The 23,983-nt window shown below is 74.7% G+C and carries 20 protein-coding genes; 12 read left to right on the top strand and 8 right to left on the bottom strand.

Annotated elements, in window-relative coordinates:
• Positions 1–360: 360 nt before the first annotated feature.
• From ACGF5G_RS11880 to ACGF5G_RS11865, 4 genes are all read left to right on the top strand, one after another.
• A complete protein-coding gene (locus ACGF5G_RS11880; protein WP_393261620.1) occupies positions 361–3,504 on the top strand; it encodes a nitrate- and nitrite sensing domain-containing protein in 3,144 nt (1,047 codons plus the stop codon).
• A complete protein-coding gene (locus ACGF5G_RS11875) occupies positions 3,501–3,908 on the top strand; it encodes a roadblock/LC7 domain-containing protein (protein WP_067359650.1) in 408 nt (135 codons plus the stop codon). Before ACGF5G_RS11880 ends, ACGF5G_RS11875 begins: the two co-directional genes overlap by 4 nt.
• Before the next feature lie 86 nt (positions 3,909–3,994).
• Positions 3,995–4,360 carry a DUF742 domain-containing protein gene (locus ACGF5G_RS11870; protein ID WP_350704113.1) on the top strand — a complete coding sequence of 122 codons (366 nt, stop codon included), beginning with the start codon at positions 3,995–3,997 and terminating at the stop codon, positions 4,358–4,360.
• A complete protein-coding gene (locus tag ACGF5G_RS11865; protein ID WP_357455296.1) occupies positions 4,341–4,964 on the top strand; it encodes an ATP/GTP-binding protein in 624 nt (207 codons plus the stop codon). Before ACGF5G_RS11870 ends, ACGF5G_RS11865 begins: the two co-directional genes overlap by 20 nt.
• Positions 4,965–5,030: 66 nt before the next feature.
• Here ACGF5G_RS11865 and ACGF5G_RS11860 read toward each other — a convergent pair whose 3' ends face one another.
• The 5 genes from ACGF5G_RS11860 to ACGF5G_RS11840 all read right to left on the bottom strand — a co-directional run bounded on the left by ACGF5G_RS11860 (position 5,031) and on the right by ACGF5G_RS11840 (position 12,825).
• Positions 5,031–6,119: a uroporphyrinogen-III synthase gene (locus tag ACGF5G_RS11860; RefSeq protein WP_393261616.1), complete on the bottom strand. Its 1,089-nt coding sequence runs from the start codon at positions 6,117–6,119 to the stop codon at positions 5,031–5,033.
• Positions 6,120–6,485, bottom strand: coding sequence for a nitrite reductase small subunit NirD (gene nirD / locus ACGF5G_RS11855; RefSeq protein ID WP_357703346.1), 366 nt, complete (start codon positions 6,483–6,485; stop codon positions 6,120–6,122). It lies immediately after the preceding gene.
• A gap of 73 nt (positions 6,486–6,558) precedes the next feature.
• On the bottom strand, positions 6,559–9,123 hold the full coding sequence (nirB, locus tag ACGF5G_RS11850; RefSeq protein ID WP_393261614.1) for a nitrite reductase large subunit NirB: 2,565 nt from the start codon (positions 9,121–9,123) through the stop codon (positions 6,559–6,561).
• Positions 9,124–9,199: 76 nt separating this feature from the next.
• Positions 9,200–10,639, bottom strand: a complete 1,440-nt coding sequence (locus tag ACGF5G_RS11845) for an FAD-dependent oxidoreductase (protein WP_393261612.1) — start codon at positions 10,637–10,639, stop codon at positions 9,200–9,202.
• Entirely contained in the window at positions 10,636–12,825 is a 2,190-nt protein-coding gene (locus ACGF5G_RS11840; protein ID WP_393261609.1) for a molybdopterin oxidoreductase family protein, read from the bottom strand. The genes ACGF5G_RS11845 and ACGF5G_RS11840 overlap by 4 nt, the downstream gene beginning before the upstream one ends.
• 148 nt (positions 12,826–12,973) lie before the next feature.
• Between ACGF5G_RS11840 and ACGF5G_RS11835 the strand changes: the two genes are divergently transcribed.
• The 7 genes from ACGF5G_RS11835 to glmM all read left to right on the top strand — a co-directional run bounded on the left by ACGF5G_RS11835 (position 12,974) and on the right by glmM (position 18,359).
• Positions 12,974–13,669 carry a class I SAM-dependent methyltransferase gene (locus ACGF5G_RS11835; RefSeq protein WP_393261607.1) on the top strand — a complete coding sequence of 232 codons (696 nt, stop codon included), beginning with the start codon at positions 12,974–12,976 and terminating at the stop codon, positions 13,667–13,669.
• A 51-nt stretch (positions 13,670–13,720) separates the two neighbouring features.
• On the top strand, positions 13,721–13,978 hold the full coding sequence (locus tag ACGF5G_RS11830; RefSeq protein WP_208417965.1) for a DUF6364 family protein: 258 nt from the start codon (positions 13,721–13,723) through the stop codon (positions 13,976–13,978).
• Positions 13,968–14,261, top strand: coding sequence for a type II toxin-antitoxin system PemK/MazF family toxin (locus tag ACGF5G_RS11825; RefSeq protein WP_350680954.1), 294 nt, complete (start codon positions 13,968–13,970; stop codon positions 14,259–14,261). The genes ACGF5G_RS11830 and ACGF5G_RS11825 overlap by 11 nt, the downstream gene beginning before the upstream one ends.
• Before the next feature lie 133 nt (positions 14,262–14,394).
• A complete protein-coding gene (locus tag ACGF5G_RS11820) occupies positions 14,395–15,771 on the top strand; it encodes an MFS transporter (protein ID WP_393261702.1) in 1,377 nt (458 codons plus the stop codon).
• Positions 15,772–15,961: 190 nt separating this feature from the next.
• Positions 15,962–16,405 (top strand): 50S ribosomal protein L13, encoded by a 444-nt coding sequence (gene rplM, locus ACGF5G_RS11815; RefSeq protein WP_018720634.1) that lies wholly within the window; start codon positions 15,962–15,964, stop codon positions 16,403–16,405.
• Between the two features lie 20 nt (positions 16,406–16,425).
• Positions 16,426–16,893 (top strand): 30S ribosomal protein S9, encoded by a 468-nt coding sequence (rpsI, locus tag ACGF5G_RS11810; RefSeq protein WP_350680952.1) that lies wholly within the window; start codon positions 16,426–16,428, stop codon positions 16,891–16,893.
• 110 nt (positions 16,894–17,003) lie between these two features.
• A complete protein-coding gene (gene glmM / locus ACGF5G_RS11805) occupies positions 17,004–18,359 on the top strand; it encodes a phosphoglucosamine mutase (protein WP_393261603.1) in 1,356 nt (451 codons plus the stop codon).
• Positions 18,360–18,469: 110 nt separating this feature from the next.
• Here glmM and ACGF5G_RS11800 read toward each other — a convergent pair whose 3' ends face one another.
• Positions 18,470–19,219: an ABC transporter ATP-binding protein gene (locus ACGF5G_RS11800; RefSeq protein ID WP_393261600.1), complete on the bottom strand. Its 750-nt coding sequence runs from the start codon at positions 19,217–19,219 to the stop codon at positions 18,470–18,472.
• A 2-nt stretch (positions 19,220–19,221) separates the two neighbouring features.
• Complete coding sequence (locus ACGF5G_RS11795; RefSeq protein ID WP_393261597.1) at positions 19,222–22,050, bottom strand: FtsX-like permease family protein; 2,829 nt, start codon at positions 22,048–22,050, stop codon at positions 19,222–19,224.
• A 98-nt stretch (positions 22,051–22,148) separates the two neighbouring features.
• Here ACGF5G_RS11795 and ACGF5G_RS11790 point away from each other — a divergent pair, with 98 nt between their 5' ends.
• Positions 22,149–22,754, top strand: a complete 606-nt coding sequence (locus ACGF5G_RS11790; protein ID WP_393261594.1) for a PadR family transcriptional regulator — start codon at positions 22,149–22,151, stop codon at positions 22,752–22,754.
• 20 nt (positions 22,755–22,774) lie between these two features.
• On the opposite strand, the gene ACGF5G_RS11785 is transcribed toward ACGF5G_RS11790, so the two are convergent.
• Entirely contained in the window at positions 22,775–23,971 is a 1,197-nt protein-coding gene (locus tag ACGF5G_RS11785) for a pyridoxal phosphate-dependent aminotransferase (protein ID WP_393261591.1), read from the bottom strand.
• Positions 23,972–23,983: the final 12 nt, after the last annotated feature.

The raw sequence follows: 23,983 nt of genomic DNA, 5'->3' as shown, positions 1-23,983 counted from the left end.
CGGTGTGCGCGAAGCCTGCAAAACCTTGCCAACGCCGGGCCCTGTGGTCAAGCGCGGGCGTCGGAGGCGTTTCGGGACGCGTATCCCACATGGTGGGGCTGCGAGAAGTCTGCCAGCGCTTACTAATCCGACATGGCTGACCACCCTGGAGTTACATGCCCTGTTCACGGGCGTGGAGAATTGAAGGTATTAGTTGACCGGATCACGGGATGCGTGCCCTCCGACCGTTTCCTTCCCCACTGCGACTTCCCAAACAGGATCGCTTCTGATGAAATCGCGGCCGTGCCGCGTGTGGCGCAGTCCGCTGCACCGGGCGCGAGTCGGCGGGGCAGGCGTGGAAGAAACGACGGAGGCGATGTCGTGAGCACCGGACCGACGACCCTGCCCGACGGCGGCGAGAGGGAGCAGGCGAAGCGCCGGCGCATGCCCCGGCTGCGCGACGCGCGGATCCGCTCCAAGCTCGCGCTGATCCTGGTGGTGCCGGTCGCCGCGGTGATCGCGCTGGCCGCCGTCCGGCTCATCTCCGTCGGTGAGGGCGCCTACGACGCGACCCGGGCCCGGTCCCTGACCGCGCTCTCCATCGACATTTCCGCGATGACCCAGGACCTGCACGCCGAGCGGATGGCGGCGTCCGCCTTCCTGGCCGCGCCGCAGCAGAAGGCCGACACCTACAACCTGCGGGTGCGCAGCACCGACGAGCGGATCAACGCCTACCGGGCGGAGCGCGGGCGGATCGGCGACGTCCCGGCAGCCGTCGGGGACCGGCTGGCGACCATCGACGAGCACCTGGAGACGCTGGCCGCCACCCGGCAGAAGGTGCTGGACCGCCAGCAGATGGCGGTCGCCGAGGCGGCGCTGCGCTACGGGGTCATCATCACCGACCTGGTCGCGTACGGCGACGGGCTCGCCCAGCTGCCCGGCGAGGAGCAGCTCGCCGACGCCCGGCGTGCGGTCGCCGCGTTCGCCCGCGCCAAGGCGGCCGTCGCCGAGGAGCAGTCGGTCGCCTTCACCGCGCTGAGCGCCGGCGCGCTCGACGAGGAGCAGTTCTCCTCCTTCGTCGCCACCCTGACCAGCCAGCAGGAGGCGCTGCTCGCCTTCTCCCTGGCCGCCGACCCGACCCAGCGCGCACTCGTCGACGGCACCGTCTCCGGCGACGCGGTCACCCTCGCCGACCGGGTCGCGGCCGACATCACCCGCTCGGTCGGGCAGCGCCCGCTGGTGACCGCCCAGGACGCCACCGCCGCCTTCGGCGCGGTCAACGACCTCATGCGGTGGGCCGAGATCCGGCTCCAGGACCGGCTTCTCGACCAGGCCGACCAGGCCCTCTCGGACGTCATCCGGCAGGCCGTCGTCGAGTCGGTGCTGGTGCTGCTCACGCTCGCCATCGCGGTCAGCCTCGCCGTGGTGCTGGCCCGCTCGCTCAACCGCTCGCTGCGCCGGCTGCGGGAGGGTGCCCTCTCGGTGGCCAACCACGACCTGCCGGACGCGGTGAAGCGGCTCCAGAACGTCGGCAACGTCGGCGACGGCGGCGTCGACGAGATCGTCCGGGAGGTGCGCGACCCGATCCGGCTCGACAGCCGCGACGAGGTCGGGCAGGTGGCGCTCGCCTTCAACGTCGTGCACCGCGAGGCGGTCCGCGTGGCCGCCGAGCAGGCCGCGCTGCGTACCAGCGTCTCGGCGATGTTCCTCAACCTGGCCCGGCGCAGTCAGACCCTGGTCGACCGGATGATCGGCGAGCTGGACGCGATCGAGCGCGGCGAGGAGGACCCGAAGCGGCTGGCGCAGCTCTTCGAGCTGGACCACCTCGCCACCCGGATGCGCCGCAACGACGAGAACCTGCTCGTCCTGGCCGGCGCCGACTCGGCCGTGCCGCGCCGCGACGACGCCCTCCTGGTGGACGTGCTGCGCGCCGCGCAGTCCGAGGTCGAGCTCTACAACCGGATCGAGTTCGGCACCGTCGACACCGACATCTCGGTGGCCGCGCACGCGGTCAACGACGTGGTCCGGCTGGTCGCCGAGCTGCTCGACAACGCCACCCGCTTCTCGCCGCCGACGACGACCGTGGTCGCCGACGGCCGGCGCATCCGGGACTACGTGCTGATCCAGGTGGAGGACCGGGGCCTCGGCCTGACCGACGAGCAGCTGGACTCGCTGAACCGCCGGCTGGCGGCCCCGCCGAGCGTCGACGTCGCGGCGTTCCGGCTGATGGGTCTGGCCGTGGTCAGTCGGCTCGCCTCCCGCTACGGCATCCGGGTGGAGCTGCGCCGCAACGTGGAGGGCGGCACCGTCGCCCAGGTGACGCTCCCCGCCGCGACGGTGGTGCTGCCGCAGCTTCCCAGCCGCGACCAGCAGATCACCCGGCCCCGGCAGCCGCTCGCCGTCGAGCAGACGCCGCTCACCCCCGTCGGTCTCGGCGAGCCGCTCGCCGGAACGGGACGTACCGCCACCCTCACCGACCAGTGGCGGTCCGCGCCGGCACCGTGGCAGGCGCCCGAGCAGGCGCGGGACGCCGCGTCCCCGGTGCAGGCCGGCGGCCTGACCGGGACGCCGTCGTCGGCCCCTCCGGCGACGCCGGCCCAGCCGACCTTCACCGGCGGCGGGGTCTCGGTCGGCACGCCGACCGTCGCCTACCCTGCCGTCGAGCCGCTGCCCAAGCGTGTCCCCGCGGCGGAGGCCGCCGCGCCGGCCGCGCCGGTGCTGCCGGCCGGCCCGGTCGCCGGCCAGCCGGCCGCCACCCCGCTGCCGGCCGGTCCCGCCGCGGCGGGCGGATTCGGAGCGGGTGCGGGCCGTGGCCTCGGGGCCAACCTGGCTGCCACCGCCCCGGCCGCACCGGTCACCCCGGCCGCGCCGATCACCCCGCGCGCCGAGCTGCCGGCCGAGGCGCCCATCTTCCGCGAGATGGAGGCGGTGTGGTTCCGTTCGCACGGCAACGACGCCACCGCCATCTTCACCCGCCCGGACTTCAGCCAGCCGCCGCAGGCCCAGCCGTCCGCCGGCCAGCCGGCTGCGGCCCAGCCGACGACGGGCGAGTCACGCCCGCCACGGCTGCCCACGCGTACGCCGGGCAGCACGGCCACCCCGCCGCCCGCGCAGCCGCCGCCGCCGTCGTACACCCCGCCGGCCCCGGCCCCGGCCCCGGCACGGCCCGTGACGCTGGACGCGCCCCCCGCGCCGCCGGCCACGACGCCGGCTGCGGACCCGCCGCCGGCGGCGCCCGCGACGGACGCGGACGCCTGGCGGACGGCGGCCGACGAGGGCTGGTCCCGGGCCAGCCGGGCCGCGGAGCCGGCCGCCGCCGGCACCACCCGCTCCGGGCTGCCCAAGCGGGTGCCGCAGGCGCAGCTCGTGCCCGGCGGGATCGAGCCCCAGGGCGGCCGCGACCGCAGCCGGCGCACCCCCGACGAAGTACGGGGCCTGTTGTCGGCCTACCACCGCGGCGTGCAGCGCGGCCGGGCGGCCGGAACGGACCAGAACAGCACCTCGACCAAGGAGACGAGTCGATGAACAGGCCAGCGGCCATGCAGGACATGAGTTGGTTGCTCACCAACTTCGCCGACAGCGTGGCGGGCATCGCCCACGTGGTGGCGGTGTCCGCCGACGGGCTGCTGCTCGCCTCCTCGCGGGACCTGCCCGCGGACCGGGCGGACCAGCTCGCGGCGATCACCTCGGGCGTGGTCAGCCTGACCGAGGGCGCCGCCCGGATGTTCAGCGCCGGCGGTGTGCTGCAGACGGTCATCGAGATGGACAGCGGCTACCTCTTCCTGATGTCGATCAGCGACGGTTCGTCGATGGCGGTGCTGGCGGCCCGCAGCTGCGACGTCGGGCAGGTGGGTTACGAGATGGCGCTCCTGGTCGAGCGGGTCGGCGCGGCGCTGGTGCCGCTGCCCCGGGACGCCGTGCGGTCGTAGCCGGGTCGCGACGCGGGCTCCGCGTCGGCGAGGGATGAGGAGACCGGTGCCAGAAGGGCCCGGCCGGGAAGGGGAGGTGATCGCGGATGGACCAACGGCGCGCGGACCCGCGCGGCGCGCTGGTACGGCCGTACGCCGTCACCCGCGGTCGGACCGAGGCGCAGATGGACATCGCCCTGGAGGCGGTCCTGTCGGCCACCCCCACCCAGGTCGCGGAGTCCCGCTTCGCGGGGCACGACAAGCACCGCATCGCCACCGTCTGCGAGGGGCGGGCGCAGTCGCTGGCCGAGATCGCCGCGTACACCCGGATGCCGCTGGGCGTCACCCGGGTGCTGGTCGCCGACATGGTGGCCGAGAGCCTGCTGACGCTACACACTGCCGCTCCCGCCGAGGGGTTCGAGGAGCGGATGGAAATCCTTGGAAGGGTGCTAAGTGGACTTCGCAGGCTATGACCCCGCCGGGGCCCGCCAGAGCCGGGGAATCATCTCCGCGAAGATCGTGGTCGCGGGCGGCTTCGGCGTGGGCAAGACGACCCTGGTCGGCGCGATCTCGGAGATCACCCCACTGAGAACCGAGGCGGTGATGACCGCGGCCGGGGTCGGCATCGACGACCCGTCCAAGGTGCCGGGAAAGCAGACCACCACGGTCGCCATGGACTTCGGCCGGATCACCATGGCCGAGGACCTGATCCTGTACCTCTTCGGCACGCCCGGCCAGACCCGGTTCTGGTTCATGTGGGACGAGATCATCAAGGGCGCGGTGGGCGCGGCCGTCCTCGTGGACACCCGCCGGATCACCGACGCCTTCGCGCCGCTGGACTACTTCGAGAACCGCCGGCTGCCGTACGTGGTGGCGTTGAACCGGTTCGACGGCGCGCCGCAGTACGAGCTGGAGGAGGTCCGGGAGGCGCTGGCCATCTCGCCGGACGTGCCGCTGGTGTTGACCGACGCCCGGCACCGGGAGTCGGTCAAGCAGGTGCTGGTGACCGTCGTGGAGCACGCCATGATCCGCCTCCAGTCCGAGCACGGCCGCGGCTTCCCGGCTCCGGTCGGCTGAGAACGGCCACGGCTGGGCGGTGCCCTTGGCCGCCCCGGTGCGGGCGGCAGGGGCCACCCTGCCGGGTCAGTCGACCCGGAGCCGGTAGCCGCGCTTGACGACGGTCTGCACCACCCGGGGCGCCCGCAGCCCGGCGCGCAGCCGGGCGACCGCCATCTCCACCGCGTGCTCGTCGGCGCCGCGCGGCAGCGTCCGCAGCAGCGCGGTCCGGGACAGCACCCGGCCGGGGGAGTGGGCCAGCGCCCGGAGCACGGCCATCGGCGCCGGGGCCAGCGGACGCAGCTCGCCGTCGACCAGGGCGGCGTGCCCGCGCAGGGTGAGCAGGTGGCCGGCCGCCTTCAGGGTGACCGTGCGGCGCGGCAACTCGTCCACGATGGTCCGGACCAGGGCGCCCAGCCGCGCCCGGGACGGCGCGCTGACCGGCACCCCGCGCCGCAGCAGCGGCTCCGCGGTGACCGCCCCCACGCAACTGGCCAGCACGTCGCGCCGGAACGCGTCCAGCACCGCGTCGCCGCGGTCCCCGGCGGCGCGCAGCAGCGCCTCCGCCGCCGGGGCCGAGGTGAACGTGACGGCGTCGACCAGCCGGCCGGCGACCAGGTCGATCAGGCGGTGCAGCGGGGCCGGGTCGGTCGGTGCCGCCCACCGGTAGACCGGCACCTCGATCACGGTGGCCCCGGCCGCCTCCAGCGCCATCGTGCACTCCGGCTGCCGCTCGCCGTGCAGCTGCATGGCGATCACCTGCCCGGCGACACCGCGCCGGCACAGGTGGTCGACCACCTCGTCGCAACTCTCCGATTCCGGTGACCACTGGTCGTGCAGGCCGGCGGCGCGGATCGCCCCGCGCGCCTTGGGGCCCCGGGCCACCACGTAGGCGTCGGCGAGGACGCCGCGCAGCGGCTCGGCCAGCCCCCAGCCCTCGGCGGCCTCCAGCCAGCCGCGCATCCCGATGCCGGTGTTGGCCATCAGGATGTCGGGTGGCCGGTCCAGGCAGGCCCGGGTGGCCTCGCGCAGGTCGGTGTCGTCGGCCAGCGGCACGATCCGCAGGGCCGGGGCGATCACCACCCGGGCGCCCCGCCGCTGGAGCAGCGCGGCGAGTTCGTCCCGCCGGCGGTCGGCGGTCACCCCGATGGTGAAGCCGGCCAGTTCGTCGCGCATTCACCCCTCCTGTCGCAGCCGCACCTCGACCAGCCCGTTCCGGCAGCGCACCTCGTGCCGGGGCACGGCGACCCCGGGCAGGTCCAGACAGACCCCGGTGCGCAGGTCGTACGCCTGCTTGTGCAGCGGCGAGGCGACCGTCGGCACCCCGCCCCGGCTGCCGACGATGCCCCTCGACAGCACGTACGCCCGGCCGACCGGGTCGAGGTTGTCGAGGGCGAACAGCCCGTCGGCGGTGCGGAAGAGGGCCACCTGCACGCCGTCGACCAGCGCCGCGACGCCCCGCTCGGGCTCCAGCCGGTCGAGCGGGCAGACGGGCGTCCAGGCGCGCGTCGCGGCGGCCGGGACCGTGGCGGTCGTCGGCATCGCGGCGGTCGTCGGCATCGCGGCGGTCGTCGTGGTCATCGCCGTACCTCCGGCAGTCCGGTCGTGGTGGTGGTCATGGCCGCACCTCCGGCATCCCGAGCGCGACCGGCGGTCGGCCCTCGGCCCCGGGCACGCGGTTCGCCGGGACCGGCTGGCCGCGTTCGAGCGCGAAGGTGATCGACGGGTCGGGCACCCCGGGGGCGTTGACGAAGGAGGCGAACCGGCGCAGCCGGACCGGGTCCTCCAGCACGTCCCGCCACTCGTCGGAGTACGACTCGACGTGCCGGGCCATCGCGGCGTCGAGTTCGGCGCACAGGCCGAGCGAGTCGTCCACGACGACGGCGCGCAGGTGGTCGAGGCCGCCGTCCATCGCCTCGATCCAGGCGGCGGTGCGTTGCAGCCGGTCGGCGGTGCGGATGTAGTACATCAGGAATCTGTCGATCAGCAGGATCAGCGCTTCCGTGGACAGATCAGTGGCGAAGAGGTCGGCGTGCCGGGGCCGGAAGCCGCCGTTGCCGCCGACATAGAGATTCCAGCCGGTGTCGGTGGCGATGATGCCGAAGTCCTTGCTGCGGGCCTCGGCGCACTCGCGGGCGCAGCCCGACACCGCCGACTTGATCTTGTGCGGGGCGCGCAGCCCCCGGTAGCGCAGCTCCAGGGCGATGGCCAGCCCGACCGAGTCCTGCACCCCGTACCGGCACCAGGTCTCGCCGACGCAGGACTTCACCGTGCGCAGCGCCTTGCCGTACGCGTGGCCGGACTCGAAGCCGGCGTCGACCAGGCGGCGCCAGATCTGCGGAAGCTGCTCGACCCGGGCCCCGAACAGGTCGATCCGCTGTCCTCCGGTGATCTTCGTGTAGAGCCGGAAGTCGCGGGCCACCTCGCCGATCACGATCAGCTTCTCCGGGGTGATCTCCCCGCCGGGGATCCGGGGCACCACCGAGTAGCTGCCGTCCCGTTGCAGGTTGGCCAGGAAGTGGTCGTTGGTGTCCTGCAACGACGCCCGCTCCCCGTCGAGCACGTGCCCGGTGCCGAGGGAGGCGAGGATGGAGGCCACCATCGGCTTGCAGATGTCGCAGCCGCGCCCCCGGCCGTGCTCGGCGATGAGCTGGGAGTACGTCCGGATGCCACGCACCCGGACGATGTCGAACAGCTCCTGCCGGCTGGCGTCGAAGTGCTCGCAGAGCGCGGTGGACTGCCGCACCCCGGCCGCGTCGAGGAGCTGTTTGAGCATCGGCACGCAGGAGCCGCAACTGGTGCCGGCCCGGGTGCACGCCTTCAGCGCCGGCACGTCCGCGCAGCCGCCGGCGATCGCGTCGTCGACGTCGGCGCGGGTCACCGCGTTGCAGGAGCAGACCTGGGCGGCGGCCGGCAGCGCCCCGGCCCCCGCGCCCGCCGCGCCGGAGGGGGCGAGCAGCGCCAGTGGGGGCGCGGGCAGCGGCCCGCCGACGCTGGCCCGCAGCGTCGGGTAGGCGCTCGCATCACCGACCAGCACCCCGCCGAGCAGGGTCTTCGCATCGTCGGAGAGGACCAGTTTGGCGTACACCCGGGTGGCCGGGTCGGTGAACGTGACGTCGAGGCAGCCCTCGGTGACGCCGTGCGCGTCGCCGAACGAGGCCACGTCCACGCCGAGCAGCTTCAGCTTCGTGGCGGTGTCCGCGCCCGGGAAGGTGGCCGCCCCGCCGACCAGCCGGTCGGCGACCACCTCGGCCATCGCGTAGCCGGGGGCGACCAGGCCGTGGCAGGTGCCGTCGACCGCCGCGCACTCGCCGACCGCCCAGACCCGCTCGTCGGCCGTCCGGCACGCGCCGTCGACCAGCACCCCGCCGCGTGGGCCGAGCGCCAGCCCGGCGGCCCGGGCCAGCTCGTCGCGGGGCCGGATGCCGGCCGCCACCACCACCAGTTCGGCGTCGACCACCGTGCCGTCGGCCAGCTCCAGCCCGGCGGCGGTGCCGTCCGGGCCGGGCCGGATCGCGGTGGTGGCGACGCCCAGGTGGGTGGTCACGCCCAGCTCGTCGACGTACCGGCGGAGCATCGCGCCACCGGCCGGGTCCACCTGCACCGGCATCAGCCGCGGCGCGAACTCCACCACGCTGGTGGCCAGCCCCAGCAGCCGCAGCGCGTTCGCCGCCTCCAGCCCGAGCAGCCCGCCGCCGATCACCGCCCCGGTGCGCCGGCCGCGCGCGTGTTCCCGGATGGCCGCCAGGTCGTCCAGCGTGCGGTAGACGAAGACCCCGGGCAGGGTCGCCCCGGCCACCGGCGGTACGAAGGCGGACGAGCCGGTGGCCAGCACCAGGGCGTCGTACGGGTGCTCGCCGGCCGCCGTGCGCACCACCCGCCGCGCCCGGTCGACCGCCGTCGCCGGCTCGCCCAGGCGCAGTTCCACCCCGTCGTCGGGGGTGTGCAGGTTCAGCTCCTCGGCGCCCACACCGTCGAAGAACGCCGAGAGCCGCACCCGGTCGTACGCCGGGCGGGTCTCCTCGGCGAGCACGGTGATCCGCCACCGCCGCTCGGGGTCGCGGGCACGCAGCGCGTCGACGAAGCGCTGCCCGACCATGCCGTTGCCGACGACGACCAGCCTGCCGGCATGCGGCACGGTCGCACCGGGCCTGCTGATTCGCCCGCTTCGATCGCTCATGACGGCACTCCGCTTCGCTGCGTGCCGTCATGCGGCACCGTCGCACCGGGCCTGCTGATTCGCTCGCTTCGCTCGCTCATTGCGCCACCTCCACCGAATCCACCTCGGACAGCCAGTCGACGATGCCGGCGACCGCGTCCCGGCAGCCGCCGCATCCGGTGCCGGCCCGGGTCGCGGCGACCACGGCGTCGACCGTCCGGGCCCCGGAACGCCAGCAGTCCACCAGCGCCCCCTTGCTGACGTTGTTGCACTGGCAGACGGTCGCCGCGTCCGGCATCAGGGCCGGGGACGCGGCGGGCGCCGCCGGGGCCGCGCCGAAGGCCCGGCCGAGCAGCAGCGAGCGCCGGTCGGCCGGCACCGGCTGACCGCGGTCGAAGAGCTGGACGACAGTGCCGACCGCCGGGTTGTCGCCGAGCAGGATCGCGGCGGTCAGCCGCTCGTCGCGGATGCGCAGCCGGGCGTACGTGCCCCGGGCCGGGTCGGCGAAGGTCAGCTCCTCGCCGGCCCCGCCGTCGGCCGGGTCGCCCATGGCGGCGAGGTCGATGCCGGCCGCCTTCAGTCGGGTCACCACCGGGCGGGGGCGGTAGCGGACCAGCGGGTCCTCGCCCGTGAGCACCTGCGCCACCACCCTGGCCTGCGCCCAGGCCGGGGCGACCAGCCCGGTGAGGACGCCGTCGTGCTGGGCGCAGTCGCCGATCGCCGAGATCCGCCGGTCGCTCGTGCGCAGCCGGTCGTCGACCAGCACGCCGCGATCCACGGCCAGCCCGGCCGCGGCGGCGAGGGCGGTGTCGGGGCGTACCCCGCAGGAGAGGACCAGCAGGTCGGCGGTGAGCGACCGGCCGTCGGCCAGGTCGAGGCGGACCCCGTCGTCGTCCGCGGCCACCCGGGTGGCCGACACGGCCAGGTAGGTGGTCACCCCGAGGCCCGCGAGCGTGCCGGCCAGCACGGCGGCGCCGGCCGGGTCGAGCTGCCGTTCCATCAGGTACGGCACCGGGTGCACCACCCCGACGTCGAGGCCCCGGGCGGCGAGCCCGCGGGCAGCCTCCAGCCCGAGCAGCCCGCCGCCGAGCACCAGGGCGCTGCGCGCGCCCTCGGCGACGGCGAGGATCCGCCGGCAGTCGTCCAGCGTGCGGAACGGGACCACCCGCGCCGGCAGGTCGGGCCCGTCCAGGCCGGACAGCGGGGGCACCACGGCCCGGCTGCCCGTGGCGAGCACCAGATGGTCGTACGCGATGCGGTCGCCGTCGTCGGTGCGGACCGCGCCGGCGGCCGGGTCGATCGCGGTGGCGGTCACCCCGGTACGCAGGTCGACGCCCTGCCCGGCGGCCTCGGCCAGTTCCACGTCCGCCTCGCCGATCTTGCCGGCCAGCAGCGTGGAGAGCATGATCCGGTTGTACGCCCGGTGCGGCTCGGCCCCGAGCACGGTGACCTTCCGCTCCCCGCCCCGGGCGTGCAGCTCGGCGGCCAGCCGGGCGCCGGCCATCCCGTTGCCGACGATCACGACCCGCTCGGTCATGGTTCGTCCACCCTTTCCAGCCGGACGGCGCAGATCTTGAACTCCGGCATCCCGGAGACCGGGTCGACGGCGTCGTTGGTGACCGAGTTGGCCCGCGCGGCGCCGCCCCAGTGGAACGGCGCGAAGACCGTGTCCGGCCGGATGGCGGTGCTGAGCCGGGCCGGCGCGCGCAGCTCGCCCCGGCGGGAGATCACGCGCACCGGCGCGCCGTCGCCGATGCCCAGCCGGGCGGCCAGGTCCGGGTGCAGCTCGACGAAGGCGTCCGGGGCGGCCCGGCGCAGCGCGTCGACCCGGCGGGTCTGGGTGCCGGACTGGTACTGCGCGAGTACCCGGCCGGTGGTGAAGTGCAGCGGGTACTCGGCGCAGACCTCCTCGGCCGCCGGCCGGTGCTCCACCGGGTGGAACCGGGCCCGCCCGTCGGGGGTGGCGAAGCGGTCGGCGAAGAGCCGGGGCGTGTCCGGGCCGTCCTCGGCCGGGCAGGGCCAGAACACGCCGTCCCGCTCGTCGATCCGCTCCCAGCTCACCCCGGCGTAGTCGGCGATCCCGCCGGCCGAGGCCCGCCGCAGCTCCTCGAACACGGCCCGCGGGTCGCTGCCGTCCACCGCGCCGACACGACCCGGGCTGGGTGCAAGGAAGGGGCCCTTCCTATGCAGAATCCGATAAGAAGGTGCCCTTCCTTGCGCCTGGAGGCGGGCGGTGAGGGCGGCGAGGATCGCCAGGTCGGTGCGGACGCCGGCGGGCGGTGGGCGCAGGGCGCGGCGGCGCAGCACCCGGCCCTCCAGGTTGGTCATCGTGCCGTCCTCCTCGGCCCACTGGGCGGTGGGGAGCACCACGTCGGCCAGCGCGGCGGTCTCGGAGAGCAGGAGGTCGGCGACCACGAGCAGGTCGAGGTCGCGCAGTCGGCCTTCGACGCGGGCGGCCCGGGGCGCGGAGACCACCGGGTTGGAGCCGAAGACCAGCAGCGCTTTCGGCCCGGCCGGCGTGCCCAACGAGTCGAGCAGTTGGTACGCCGGCACACCCGGCCCGGGCAGCTCGTCGGCCGGCACGCCCCAGACCCCGGCGACGTGTTCGCGGGCGGCCGGGTCGTCGATCCTCCGGTAGCCGGGGAGCTGGTCGGCCTTCTGCCCGTGTTCCCGCCCGCCCTGCCCGTTGCCCTGCCCGGTGAGGCAGCCGTAGCCGGAGCCGGGGCGACCGGGCAGCCCCAGGGCGAGCGCCAGGTTGACGAAGCCGGTGACCGTGTCGACGCCCTTGGCGTGCTGTTCGGCGCCCCGCGCGGTCAGGATGATCACGCGCTCGGCGGTGCCGAGGGCCCGGGCGGTCGCCTCCAGGTCGGCCACCGGCACCCCGGAGAGCGCTTCGGCGCGGGCCGGCCACCAGCCCGCCACGCTGCGGCGGACCGCCTCGAAGCCGGTGGTGCGGGCGGACACGTAGTCCCGGTCGACCCAGCCCTCGGTGAGCGCGATGTGCAGCAGCGCGTTCGCCACCGCCAGGTCGGTGCCGGGCAGGGGTTGCAGGTGCAGGTCGGCCTGCCGGGCGGTGGCGGTGGCCCGGGGGTCGACCACGATCAGCCGGCCGCCGCGCTCGCGCTGCTCGGTCAGCCAGCGCACCAGCGGGGGCATGGTCTCCGCCGGGTTCGCGCCGACCAGCAGCAGGGTGTCGGCCCGGCCCAGGTCGGCCAGCGGGAACGGCAGGCCCCGGTCGACGCCGAAGGCGCGCATCCCGGCCGCCGCCGCGGAGGACATGCAGAACCGGCCGTTGTAGTCGATGTGCCGGGTGCGCAGCGCCACCCGGGCGAACCTGCCGAGCGCGTACGCCTTCTCGTTGGTGAGCCCGCCGCCGCCGAAGACAGCCACCGCGTCCCGGCCGTGTCCGTCCTGGACGGCACGGATGCCGGCGACGATCCGGTCGAGGGCGGCGTCCCAGCTCGCGGGGCGCAGCCGGCCGGTGTCGGGGTCGCGCAGCAGCGGGGTGGTCAGCCGTTCGGGGTGGTCGAGCAGCTCGGCGGCCGTCCAGCCCTTCTGGCAGAGGCCGCCCCGGTTGGTGGGGAACTGCCGGGGGAGCACCGTCACCCGGCCGGCCTCCTCGCGCAGCGTCATGCCGCACTGGAGGGCGCAGTACGGGCAGTGCGTCGCCACCTCCCGGGGCGTCCGCCCCGGCCGAGTCGCCGCCCGTGCACCGTCCGTCATGTCGGCAAAGCGTGCCGGCGGGCGGTTTCCGGTCCGGGTCCCGTTCGTTTCGGTCCTGTCAAGAGCCCCTCACACCGCACCGGAGCGGCGGGCCGAATCGTGGCGTTTACAATATGAGACAACTGTCCCGGGATTTGGGAGTTGCGACATGGGTGTGAGTGCGGTCTTCGACGCGGTGGTCGGCAGCTACGACGAGGCCCGCCGGCGGCTGGTGCCCTGCTTCGACGCGTTCTACGGCACGGCCGTGGAGGTGGCCGCGCCGCCGCTGCGGGCCGCGCTGGCGTCGGGGCGTACCCCCGAGGTGCTGGACCTGGGCGCGGGCACCGGGCTGCTGTCGCTGCTGCTCGCGGCGGCGGTGCCGGGGGTGCGGCTGACCCTGGTCGACGCCGCGCCGGCCATGCTCGCGGTCGCCGCCGAACACCTGCGGGCCCGGTCGGTGCCACACCGCACGGTGACGGCCGACCTGGCCGACCCGCTGCCCGCCGGTCGCTACGACGCGGTGGTCAGCGCGCTGGCCATCCACCACCTCGACGACGCCGGCAAGCGCACGCTCTACCGGCGCGCGGCGGCGGCGCTGGCACCCGGCGGCGTGTTCGTCAACGCCGAGCAGGTGGCCGGTCCGACCCCGGAACTCGACCGGCGCTACCACGAGGTGTGGCTGGCGCAGGTCGCCGCGCTGGGCTCCGACGCCGAGGAGATCACCGCCGCCGAGGGCCGGATGGCGTACGACCGACCGGCGCCGGTCGCCGCACAGTGCCGCTGGCTCACCGAGGCGGGACTGGCCGACGTCGACTGCTTCTTCAAGCAGTGGCGGTTTGCCGTGTTCGGCGGCCGGCGCGAATAGCGGGTCTCGACGGGATGACTGCCGGTCATACCGCTGGGTAGTCTGCCCGGCATGACTGCCAAGGTGACCCTGTCGTTCTCCGACGAGACGATCGAGGAGGCCCGGCGGTTCGCCAAGCGCGAAGGGCTCTCCCTGTCGGCGTGGATGGACCAGGCGGCCCGGGAGAAGGCGCTGCGCGAGGTCTTCACCGCGCACGCCGCCGCCGTCGGCCGGGCCGGGCTCGACCTCGAATCCGCCGCCCTCGCCGACGCCCGCGAGGTCGGCATGGTCGACGACGTGCTCTTCGGCGGGCGCCCGCGTGCTGCGTAGGGGCGAGGTCTGGCGCATCGACGGCGCCCGGGAACGGCTCGGTCTGGTGATCAGCTCCGATGTCTACAACTCCACCGACGTGCCGATCGTCATCGTGGCCGAGGTGGTCGAGGAGGCGCTGCTGCGCGACTCGCCCCTGGCGGTGCCGATGGGCGCGTACGTGGTGATGCCCGACCGGCTCTCCTCGCCGATGAAGAAGTGGTTCACGGAGTGCGTGGACGTCGCCGACACCGAGACCATGCTCCGGGTCGGCCGGGCGTTGCGCATCCTGCAACAGCTCTGACATCTCACCGGCGTGGCCCGGCCGAGGTGCGCTCCTCGTTTCCGGCCCGACCCGCGACGGGCACCGCGGGGTAATCCCCGGTTCCTAGCGTCCCTCCAGGTCACACCGACGAGGAGGAGTCGCCGTGAGCGCACTGGCCCCCACCACACCCCTGGCCGAGGCCGCCCCGGCCGCCGCCGGGCGCCGGCACCGCATCGACGACTGGCGCCCCGAGGACCCGGAGTTCTGGCGTACGACGGGGGCGCCGATCGCGCGGCGTAACCTCTGGGTCTCGATCTTCGCCGAGCACGTGGGCTTCTCGGTGTGGAGCCTCTGGTCGGTGACGGTGCTCTTCCTCGGCCCGCAGTACGGCATCGACCCGGCGGGGAAGTTCCTGCTCACCGCCGTGCCGGCCGCCCTGGGGGCGGTGCTGCGGCTGCCCTACACGCTGGCGGTGGCCCGCTTCGGCGGGCGGAACTGGACCATCGTCAGCGCGTCGCTGCTGCTCGTCCCGGCGGTGCCGATGGCCGTGCTGCTGGAGCCGGGCGTCTCCTACACCACGCTGATGGTGCTGGCCTGCCTGACCGGCGTCGGCGGCGGCAACTTCGCCTCCTCGATGGCGAACATCAACCTCTTCTACCCGCAGCGGCTCAAGGGACGGGCGCTCGGGCTCAACGCCGGCGGCGGCAACCTCGGCGTGCCGGCGGTGCAGCTCGTCGGGCTGGCGGTGCTGGCGACGGCGGGGGCCGCGTACCCCCGACTGGTGCCGGCGGTCTACCTGCCGCTGATCGTGCTGGCCGCGCTGGCTGCGGCGCGCGGGCTGGACAACATCCCCGGGGCGCGCAACGAGCCCGGCGCGCTGCGCGAGGCCGCCCGCGACCCGCACACCTGGACGATGTCGCTGCTCTACATCGGCACCTTCGGCTCCTTCATCGGCTTCGGCTTCGCCTTCGGGCAGGTGCTCCAGCTCCAGTTCGCCGACCGCTTCCCGACCCCGGTCGACGCGGCCTGGCTGACCTTCCTCGGCCCGCTGATCGGCTCGCTGGTCCGGCCCGTGGGCGGCCACCTCGCCGACCGGCTCGGCGGGGCCCGGGTGACCTTCTGGAACTTCGTGGCGATGGCGGCCGGCGCCTCGCTGGTGCTCTACGCGGCCCGGGAGCGGTCGTTCGGGCTCTACCTGCTCGGCTTCCTGTCCCTCTTCGTCTTCTCCGGCGTCGGCAACGGCTCGACGTACAAGATGATCCCGGCGATCTTCCGGGCCCGGGCGGCCGACGCGGTGGGTGCCGGCCGGCGGGACGCGGCGGCCGCCCAGCGCTGGGCCGGGCGGATGACCGGGGCGCTGATCGGCATCGCCGGGGCGGTCGGGGCCGCCGGCGGGGTGCTGGTGAACATCGCCTTCTGGCAGTCGTTCCTCACCCTGGGCAGCGCGGACGCGGCGTACGTCGCCTTCGTCGTGGCGTACGCCGTGTGTTTCGGGGTGACCTGGTCGGTCTACCTGCGGCCGGGCCCGCGCCGGCTGGTCGGGGTGTGACCCCGGCCATGCCCTGTGGCGGGTCAGGCGGGGCGGTACCCCGTTTTGACCTGCCGACGGGGCGGCGGGTATCGTTGCCTGCTGTTGTACGACATCCAGAGGCGTGCCGCCTGAGGTACGCTTGGTCGTTCGTGCGCGCCCGGTAACCTCGGCGCGCGACCCCAGACCGACGACGAGACAAGGTATACCTGTGCGTACGTACAGCCCGAAGCCGGGTGAGATCGAGCGTCAGTGGCACGTCATCGACGCCTCTGATGTCGTGCTGGGCCGCCTGGCCACCCACGCCGCCACGCTGCTGCGCGGCAAGCACAAGCCGACTTTCGCGCCGCACGTCGACACGGGCGACTTCGTCGTCATCGTGAACGCGGGCAAGGTGGCGCTGACCGGCAACAAGCGGCAGCAGAAGATCGCCTACCGCCACTCCGGTTACCCGGGTGGTCTGAAGCAGGTCGGCTACGACGAGCTGCTGACCAAGCGTCCCGAGCGGGCCATCGAGCTCGCCGTCAAGGGGATGCTCCCGCACAACAAGCTCGGCCGTAAGCTCATCAAGAAGCTGAAGGTCTACGCCGGTGCCGAGCACCCGCACGGCGCGCAGCAGCCGGTGCCGTTCGAGATCAAGCAGATCGCGCAGTGAGCGCGGGCGAAGGAATCAGCATGACCGACATCACCGCCACCGAGGTTGCCCCCGAGGAGGCCACCGAGGCGCCGGCGCCCGTCGCCCGCGCGCCTCGTGGTGACCGGCCGATCCAGACCGTGGGTCGCCGCAAGGAGGCCATCGTCCGGGTCCGCATCGTGCCGGGCACCGGCAAGATCACCTGCAACGGTCGGGACCTCGAGGCCTACTTCCCGAGCAAGGTGCACCAGCAGCTGATCAAGGATCCGCTGGTCACCGCCGAGAAGCCGGAGGCGTTCGACGTCATCGCCAACCTGCGCGGCGGCGGCACCACCGGTCAGGCCGGCGCGCTCCGGCTGGCCATCGCCCGGGCCCTGATCGTCAGCGAGCCGGACGACCGTCCGGCGCTGAAGAAGGCCGGCTTCCTCACCCGGGACGCCCGGGTCAAGGAAAGCAAGAAGTACGGCCTCAAGAAGGCCCGTAAGGCTCCCCAGTACTCGAAGCGCTGACCTTCAGCGGCACGTTGTACTTCTGACGAACGGCCGGGTCGCCTCCCCTCGACGGGAGGCGGCCCGGCCGTTCGCCTTTCCCTGGACCGTTTCATCGGAGGTTGGCGGGTATGGGTCGGTTGTTCGGCACGGACGGCGTACGCGGGCGGGCGAATGCGGATCTCACGCCCGAGTTGGCGCTCGCGGTGGCGGTAGCCGCCGCGCACACGCTCGCCGAGTCGGACAAGAGCCATCCCCCGCTCGCCGTGGTCGGCCGGGACACCCGGGCCAGCGGCGAGATGCTGGAGGCCGCCGTCGTGGCCGGGCTCACCAGCGCCGGCGCCAACGTGGTGCGGGTGGGCGTGCTGCCGACGCCGGCCGTGGCGTTCCTCACCGCCGAGGCCAAGGCCGACCTGGGCGTCATGCTCTCCGCCTCGCACAACCCGATGCCCGACAACGGGATCAAGCTCTTCGCCGCCGGCGGGCACAAGCTGCCCGACGAGATCGAGATGCGGATCGAGTCGGCCGTCGCGGCGAACGCCACCACCGCCTGGGAGCGGCCGATCGGCGCTGGCGTCGGCCGGGTGCACGACCTGCTCGACGGCGCCGACCACTACGTGCAGCACCTGGTCGGCACCGTGCCGCACCGTCTCGACGGGATCAAGGTCGTGGTCGACTGCGCCAACGGCGCTGCCGCCGAGGTGGCGCCGGTGGCGTACCGGGAGGCCGGGGCCGAGGTCGTCGCCATCCACGCCGAGCCCGACGGCCTGAACATCAACGACGAGTGCGGCTCCAACCACATCGAGGCCCTGCGGGCCGCCGTAGTCGAGCACGGCGCGCACCTGGGCATCGCGCACGACGGCGACGCCGACCGGTGCGTCGCGGTGACCGCCGACGGCGACGAGGTCGACGGCGACCAGGTGATGGCGATCCTCGCCCTCGCCATGCGGGAGGCCGGCACGCTGACGCAGGACACGCTGGTCGCGACCGTGATGAGCAACCTGGGCCTGCGCCTGGCGATGTCCCGCGAGGGCATCCGGCTGGTCGAGACCAAGGTCGGCGACCGGTACGTGCTGGAGGAGCTGCGGGCGTCCGGGCTGGCGCTGGGCGGCGAGCAGAGCGGCCACATCGTGATGCCCGCGTACGCCACCACCGGCGACGGCGTGCTGACCGGGCTGCACCTGATGTCGCGGATGGCGGCGACCGGCAAGTCCCTGGCCGAGCTGGCCGGCGTGCTCACCCGGCTACCGCAGGTGCTGGTCAACGTTCCCGTCGCCGACCGTACGGTCGGCGCGGCCGCGCCCGCCGTCCGGGCCGAGGTCGAGCGGGCCGAGGCGGAGCTGGGCGAGACCGGCCGGGTGCTGCTCCGCCCGTCCGGCACCGAGCCCCTGGTCCGGGTCATGGTCGAGGCCGCCACGGAGCACGTCGCCCGCGAGACGGCCGAGCGCATCGCCGGCGCGGTGCGCGTCGCCAGCCCGACCGCCTGACATCCCGCTTCGGCCCGGGCCCGCCATCGGCGGGCCCGGGCCGTCGCCTTTCCCGGGCGGTCGGGAACCGGCCCTGAGTCCTCCGCCAGGGGCGGCTGCCGGCGGCCGGTCTACAGGCGCAGGCCCGCGGCGCGCTGGAAGGTGGCCGCCGGGTCCTCGCCGTCCGTGAGGTCCACGTCCTCGACGATCCGCCCGTCGCCGAGGCGGACCAGCCGGTCGCACCGGGCGGCTATCGCCCGCTCGTGGGTGGCGAGCAGGATCGTCATGCCGTGCCGGTCCCGCAGGTCCAGCAGCAGGTCGAGGATCTGCCCGCCCGTGGCCGAGTCGAGGTTGCCGGTCGGCTCGTCGGCGAGCAGCAGCCCGGGGGAGCCCATCAGCGCCCGGGCGATCGCCACCCGCTGCTGCTGACCGCCGGAGAGCTGGGACGGCAGGGCCCGCTCCCGCCCGGCCAGGCCCACCGCGTCGAGCAGCTCCCGGGCCCGGGCGGCGTGGTCGGCCCGCCCCCGGCGCGGCAGCATCGGCGCGATCACGTTGTCCAGCACGGTCAGCGCGGGCAGCAGGTGGTAGCGCTGGAAGACGAAGCCCACCCGCTGCCGGTACCGGGTCAGGGCGGACCGGCCGAGCCCGGTGATCTCCAGGTCGTCCACCGTGACGGTGCCGGCGTCGACCTGTTCGATCGCGCCGATCATGTGCAGCAGCGTCGACTTGCCGGAGCCGCTGGCCCCGGTCAGCGCCACCACCGCCCCGGGCGGAATCTCCAGGGACACGTCGTCGATCGCGGTCACCTGCTGCGGGCCGGCCCCGAACCGTCGGACCAGCCCGGCGACCCGGACCGTGCTGCCCACCGTCGTCGTCTTCATCGTCACTCCTCCGCGAGCAGTCGTGCGGTCGGCAGCCGGCGCAGCAGCGCGGCCGGGACCAGGGCGGCCATCGAGGTGACCAGGACACCGGCCACCGCCACCAGCGCGGCGACCGTGACCAACGTGCCGGGCAGGGCGCCGACCAGCCAGGCGGCCCCGGCCAGCCCGAGGCCGGCGCCGGTGACCGCGCCGAGCAGTCCGAGGGCCAGCCCCTCGTACCCGATCAGGCGACCCAGCGCGCCGTCGCTCCAGCCGACCGCGCGCAGGGTGGCCAGCTCGGCGGCCCGGTCCCGGATGTTCAGGTAGAGCACGTCGGCGACCGCGGCGGCCCCGAGCAGCACGGTCGCGACGGCGGCCATGGTGTCGGCGCCGCGCACGCTCAGCGACACCGTGTCGCCGAGCAGGCTGCCGACGATGGCACCGCGGAACGCGTACCCGGCGGCGGCGACCAGGGTCAGCGCGGCCACCCCGATGGCCAGGGCGCCGGCCCCGAGCAGGGTGCGGCCGGGCGTGCGGGCCAGGTTGGCCAGGGCCAGGCCGGCCAGGGTGCGCGGCCGGCGTACCCAGTGGGCCGTCGCCACCGCCGGGCGCAGCGCGGCGGCCGGGTGGGCCCGCGCGGCCCGCAGGGCCGGCGTCAGGCCCGCGACCAGCGCCAGCAGCAGCGCCACCGGTACGGCCAACAGCGCCTGCCGCCACCCCACGTCGATGCCGAGTGCGGCCCCGAGCGGGATCGCCAGCACCAGCGCGAGCAACCCGGCGGCCAGCCCGAGGACGGCGACCTCGCCGAGGATCAGCGCGCCGAGCCGCCGGGCCGGCCAGCCCAGGCAGGCGAGCACCGCCAGTTCGGACCGGCGGTCCCGGACGGCGGCGGCGACCGCGTTGCCGAGGAAGAGCGCGCAGACCACCAGCACCAGCACGAAGAGCACGACGCTCTTGCGGTCCACCGCCTTCGTGATCACCGAGGCGACCCCGAGCGCCGACCAGTTCTCGGTCAGCCGCAGCGCCGGCCGGCCGAACGCCCCGGCGGGCAGCTCCACGGCCTGCGGGGCGGGGGACGAGCCGAGCGTGATGTCGACGTCGAGCCCGGTGACCTGGGCGATCCGCTCGGCGACCAGCCGGACCTGTTCGGCGGCGCGTTCGCTGTAACCGTCCACGTCGGCGACCCGCACCCGGATGGCGCTGATCGGGGCCTTCGCCTGTGGACTGCCACCGCCCGCCAGCAGCGTCGGCACGCTGTCCAGGCTGGTCAGCAGCAGCGGCGGGGCGGAGAAATGGCCGGCGGGGTTGCCGCCCGGCTCCAGCGGACGACCGCCCAGGGCATCCCGGCTGCGGGCGTCCGCGCCCTGCGCCGACGGCGGCTCGTACGTCTCCAGCGGCACCCGCCCGAGGTCGCTGAAGCCGGTCAGCTTCTCCGGGTCGAAGACCCCCACGGCCCGCCAGCCCCGGTACAGCTCGCCCGGCGCGCCCTTCTTCAGCGGGAGCTTGCGCAGCGATCGCGCCCCCGTGTCCTCAGCGAGCCAGGGGCGCGGGAAGGGGTTGAACGTGAACTGATCGCCGTACACCTCCGGGTCGGCCGCCGGGAGCGCACCGACCCGCAGGGTGCCGTCGGGCAGCCGGTCGTACCGCGTCGGCCCCGCCTGGACCATCGCCTGGAGCTGGCCGAAGCAGCAGCCGGCCGGGGAGAGGCCCGCGTCGAGCCGGGTGCGCCACCCGGCGGCCACGTCGTGCCGGGCTTCGCCGGCGGGCAGCTCGGGGCCGCGCCGGAGGGCGCGCTCCAGCTCGTCGAGTCCGACGCCGGCCGGTCGGGCCGCGGGCAGCCGCGTGAAGCTGGCACGCAGCTCCTCGTCGACGAAGGGGGTGCTGGTCGCGAGCACCGGCACGTTGAGCATTTCCGCCGAGCCGGTCCGCTTGACGGTCGTGGTGTCGTCCGGGCCCAGCGCCCGCCCGTCGACCACCGCCCCGCCCAGGCCGACGAGACGGTCCTCAGCGGTCGGGTCCACGGCGGCGAGCAGGAGCGGCACCGTCAGGCTGACCGCGATCCGCAGCCGGTCCGAGGTGGACGAGGGGCCCGTACCGCCGTCGGGGAAGACGCCCCGGCCGGCCTCGAACCGGCCGTCGGGGAGCAGCCGCACGGCCACCAGCGACCACTCCTCGCGTTCCGAGTACGCGCCGGGGCTGCCCAGGGCGTATCGCGGGTCGCAGACGGGCCGGGTGCGGCCGTCGGGCAGCACCTCGCGCGGCGAGGGACCGCACATGTCGGCCCACGGATAGCTGCGCCCGTCGGTGTACGGCGTGGAGTCGCTGGAGTGGGACACGTCCGTGCGGGGGTAGATCAACGGGTGGGTGGTGACGTACACGTAGCGGGGCCGGCCTGGCGCGCCGGAGAGGCCGCGTTCGGCGACGAACCGGGGATCGACGCGGATGACCTGCCGGTCGAGCGACCGGTCCACCGCCCCGGTCAGGTCCAGCGGGGTCGGCACGGGGGCGGTGGAGTAGCCGAGCATGGCGATGGGGGCGGCGACGTCCACCCCGGTGACCGCCTTCACCTGCTCGTACTGGGCCATCGTGATGCCGCCGAAGAGGCCGGAGAGGTAGTTGGGCTGGACCAGCCGGCGTTCGGCCTCCAGCGGGGTGCGCGCCCCCTTCGGACGGACCAGGATGTCGTAGGCGGCGCGGGTCTCCCGCTCGACGGTGCCGGTGACGTCGAGTCGGGAGGTGGTGGTGGCGCCGGTCAGGACGACGAAGCCGGTGGTCGCCACCAGCACGCCGACCAGCAGCGCCACCGACCGTCCCGCACGGCCACGAAGCTGCTTCCAGATGATGTTGAGCATGTCGCGCCTCCCCGTGTGCTGAACACACTGTGCGCGATACATTGTGACAATGCAAGGCCCGTCGGGGCGGGCCAGTCCGGATCGGATCGGAGGAGACGGTGGCGATACAGCACGCGGTCCTGGCCCTGCTCGCTGGCGGCGCCAGCTACGGCTACGAGCTGAAGGGCGCCTTCGAGGAGGCGGTCGGCCCGCAGTGGGGGCCGCTCAACATCGGGCACCTCTACCAGATCCTCGACCGGCTCTCCCGGGACGGCCTGGTGGTGGCCGAACGGCATCCGCAGCCGGTCAAGCCCGACCGGGTGGTCTACGAGATCACCCCGGACGGCCGGGCCGAGCTGGACCGTTGGCTCGCCGAGCCCAGCCCGCGCAGCGGCGGGTTCCGGGACGACTTCTTCCTCAAGGTGACCGCCGCGGCCCGGTCCGGCGACCCGGCCACCGTGCGGACGGTGCTCGGCAACCAACGCGGCCACCTGATGCGGGAGCTGCGCAACCTCGACGGACTGCGCCGCCGGGCCGACGATCCGGTGGTCGGCCTGCTGCTCGCGGCGGCGAGTCGACACGTCGAGGCCGACCTGGCCTTCGTCGACGACGCCGAGGGGGTGCTGCTCGCCGACGGCGGCGCGGTGCTCGCCAGGCTTCGTACGGCCCGCTCCGAGGGGACGCCCACGGAGCGGGGGAGCAAGCAGACCCGCGCGGCCGGCTGACGGTCAGGCGTACGTGCCGGTCACCGCGTGTCGGTGAGCCGGCGCAGCCGGGCGACGGCCTCGGTCAGGACCTCCGGGCGCTTGCAGAAGGCGAAGCGGACCAGCCGGCGACCGGCCTCGGCGTCGTCGTAGAAGACCTGGGTCGGGACGGCGACCACCCCGCACCGCTCGGGCAGCGACCGGCAGAACTCCACGCCGTCGCGCCCGCCCAGCGCGGTGACGTCGGCGGTGACGAAGTACGTGCCCTCCGGCGCCAGCACCTCGAACCCGGCGTCGGTCAGCCCGCCGACGAGCTGGTCCCGGCGGGCCTGCATGCCGGCCCGGAAGCCGGTGAAGTAGTCGTCCGGCAGGGCCAGCGCCACCGCGACCGCCGGCTGCAACGGCGCGGCGTTGACGAAGGTGAGGAACTGCTTCACCCGCAGCACCGCCGAGACCAGCGCCGCCGGCCCGCTCACCCAGCCGACCTTCCAGCCCGTGCAGGAGAACGTCTTGCCGGCCGAGGAGATGCGCAGCGTCCGCTCGCGCATGCCGGGCAGGGTCGCCAGCGGCACGTGGCCGGCGGCGGCATCGGTGAAGACGAGGTGCTCGTACACCTCGTCGGTCACCGCGTACGCGCCGTGCTCCCGGCACAGCTCGGCGACCAGGGCCAGCTCGTCGGGGGTGAACACCTTGCCGGTCGGGTTGTGCGGCGAGTTCAACAGCACCAGCCGGGTGCGCGGGCCGAACGCGGCGCGCAGGGCCGCCGGGTCGAAGGCGTACCGGCCGTCGGCGGCGGGACGCAGCGTGACCGGGCGCCGGACCGCCCCGGCCAGCGCGATCGAGGCGGCGTACGAGTCGTAGTACGGCTCGAAGCAGATCACCTCGTCGCCCGGCTCGCAGAGCCCGAGGATCGCCGCCGCGATCGCCTCGGTGGCGCCCGCCGTCACCACGATCTCGCCGTCCGGGTCGTACTCCAGCCCCCAGAACCGGCGCTGGTGCGCGGCCACCGCCGCGCGTAACGCCGGGACGCCCGGCCCCGGCGGGTACTGGTTCTGCCCGGTGCGCAGCGCCTCGGCCGCGGCGGCGAGCATCTCCGCCGGCCCGTCGGTGTCCGGGAAGCCCTGGCCGAGGTTGACCGCGCCGGTGCGCACGGCCAGGGCGGACATCTCGGCGAAGACGGTCGTCCCGAACGCGCGCATCCGCGCCACCAGCGGGTCGGCATCGGCGGTGGTCGTCACGCCCGCCAGCCT

It is taken from the genome of Micromonospora sp. NPDC047730 (assembly GCF_043204765.1).
GTDB lineage: Bacteria > Actinomycetota > Actinomycetes > Mycobacteriales > Micromonosporaceae > Micromonospora.
This window is presented reverse-complemented; position numbering and strand designations above follow the sequence as displayed.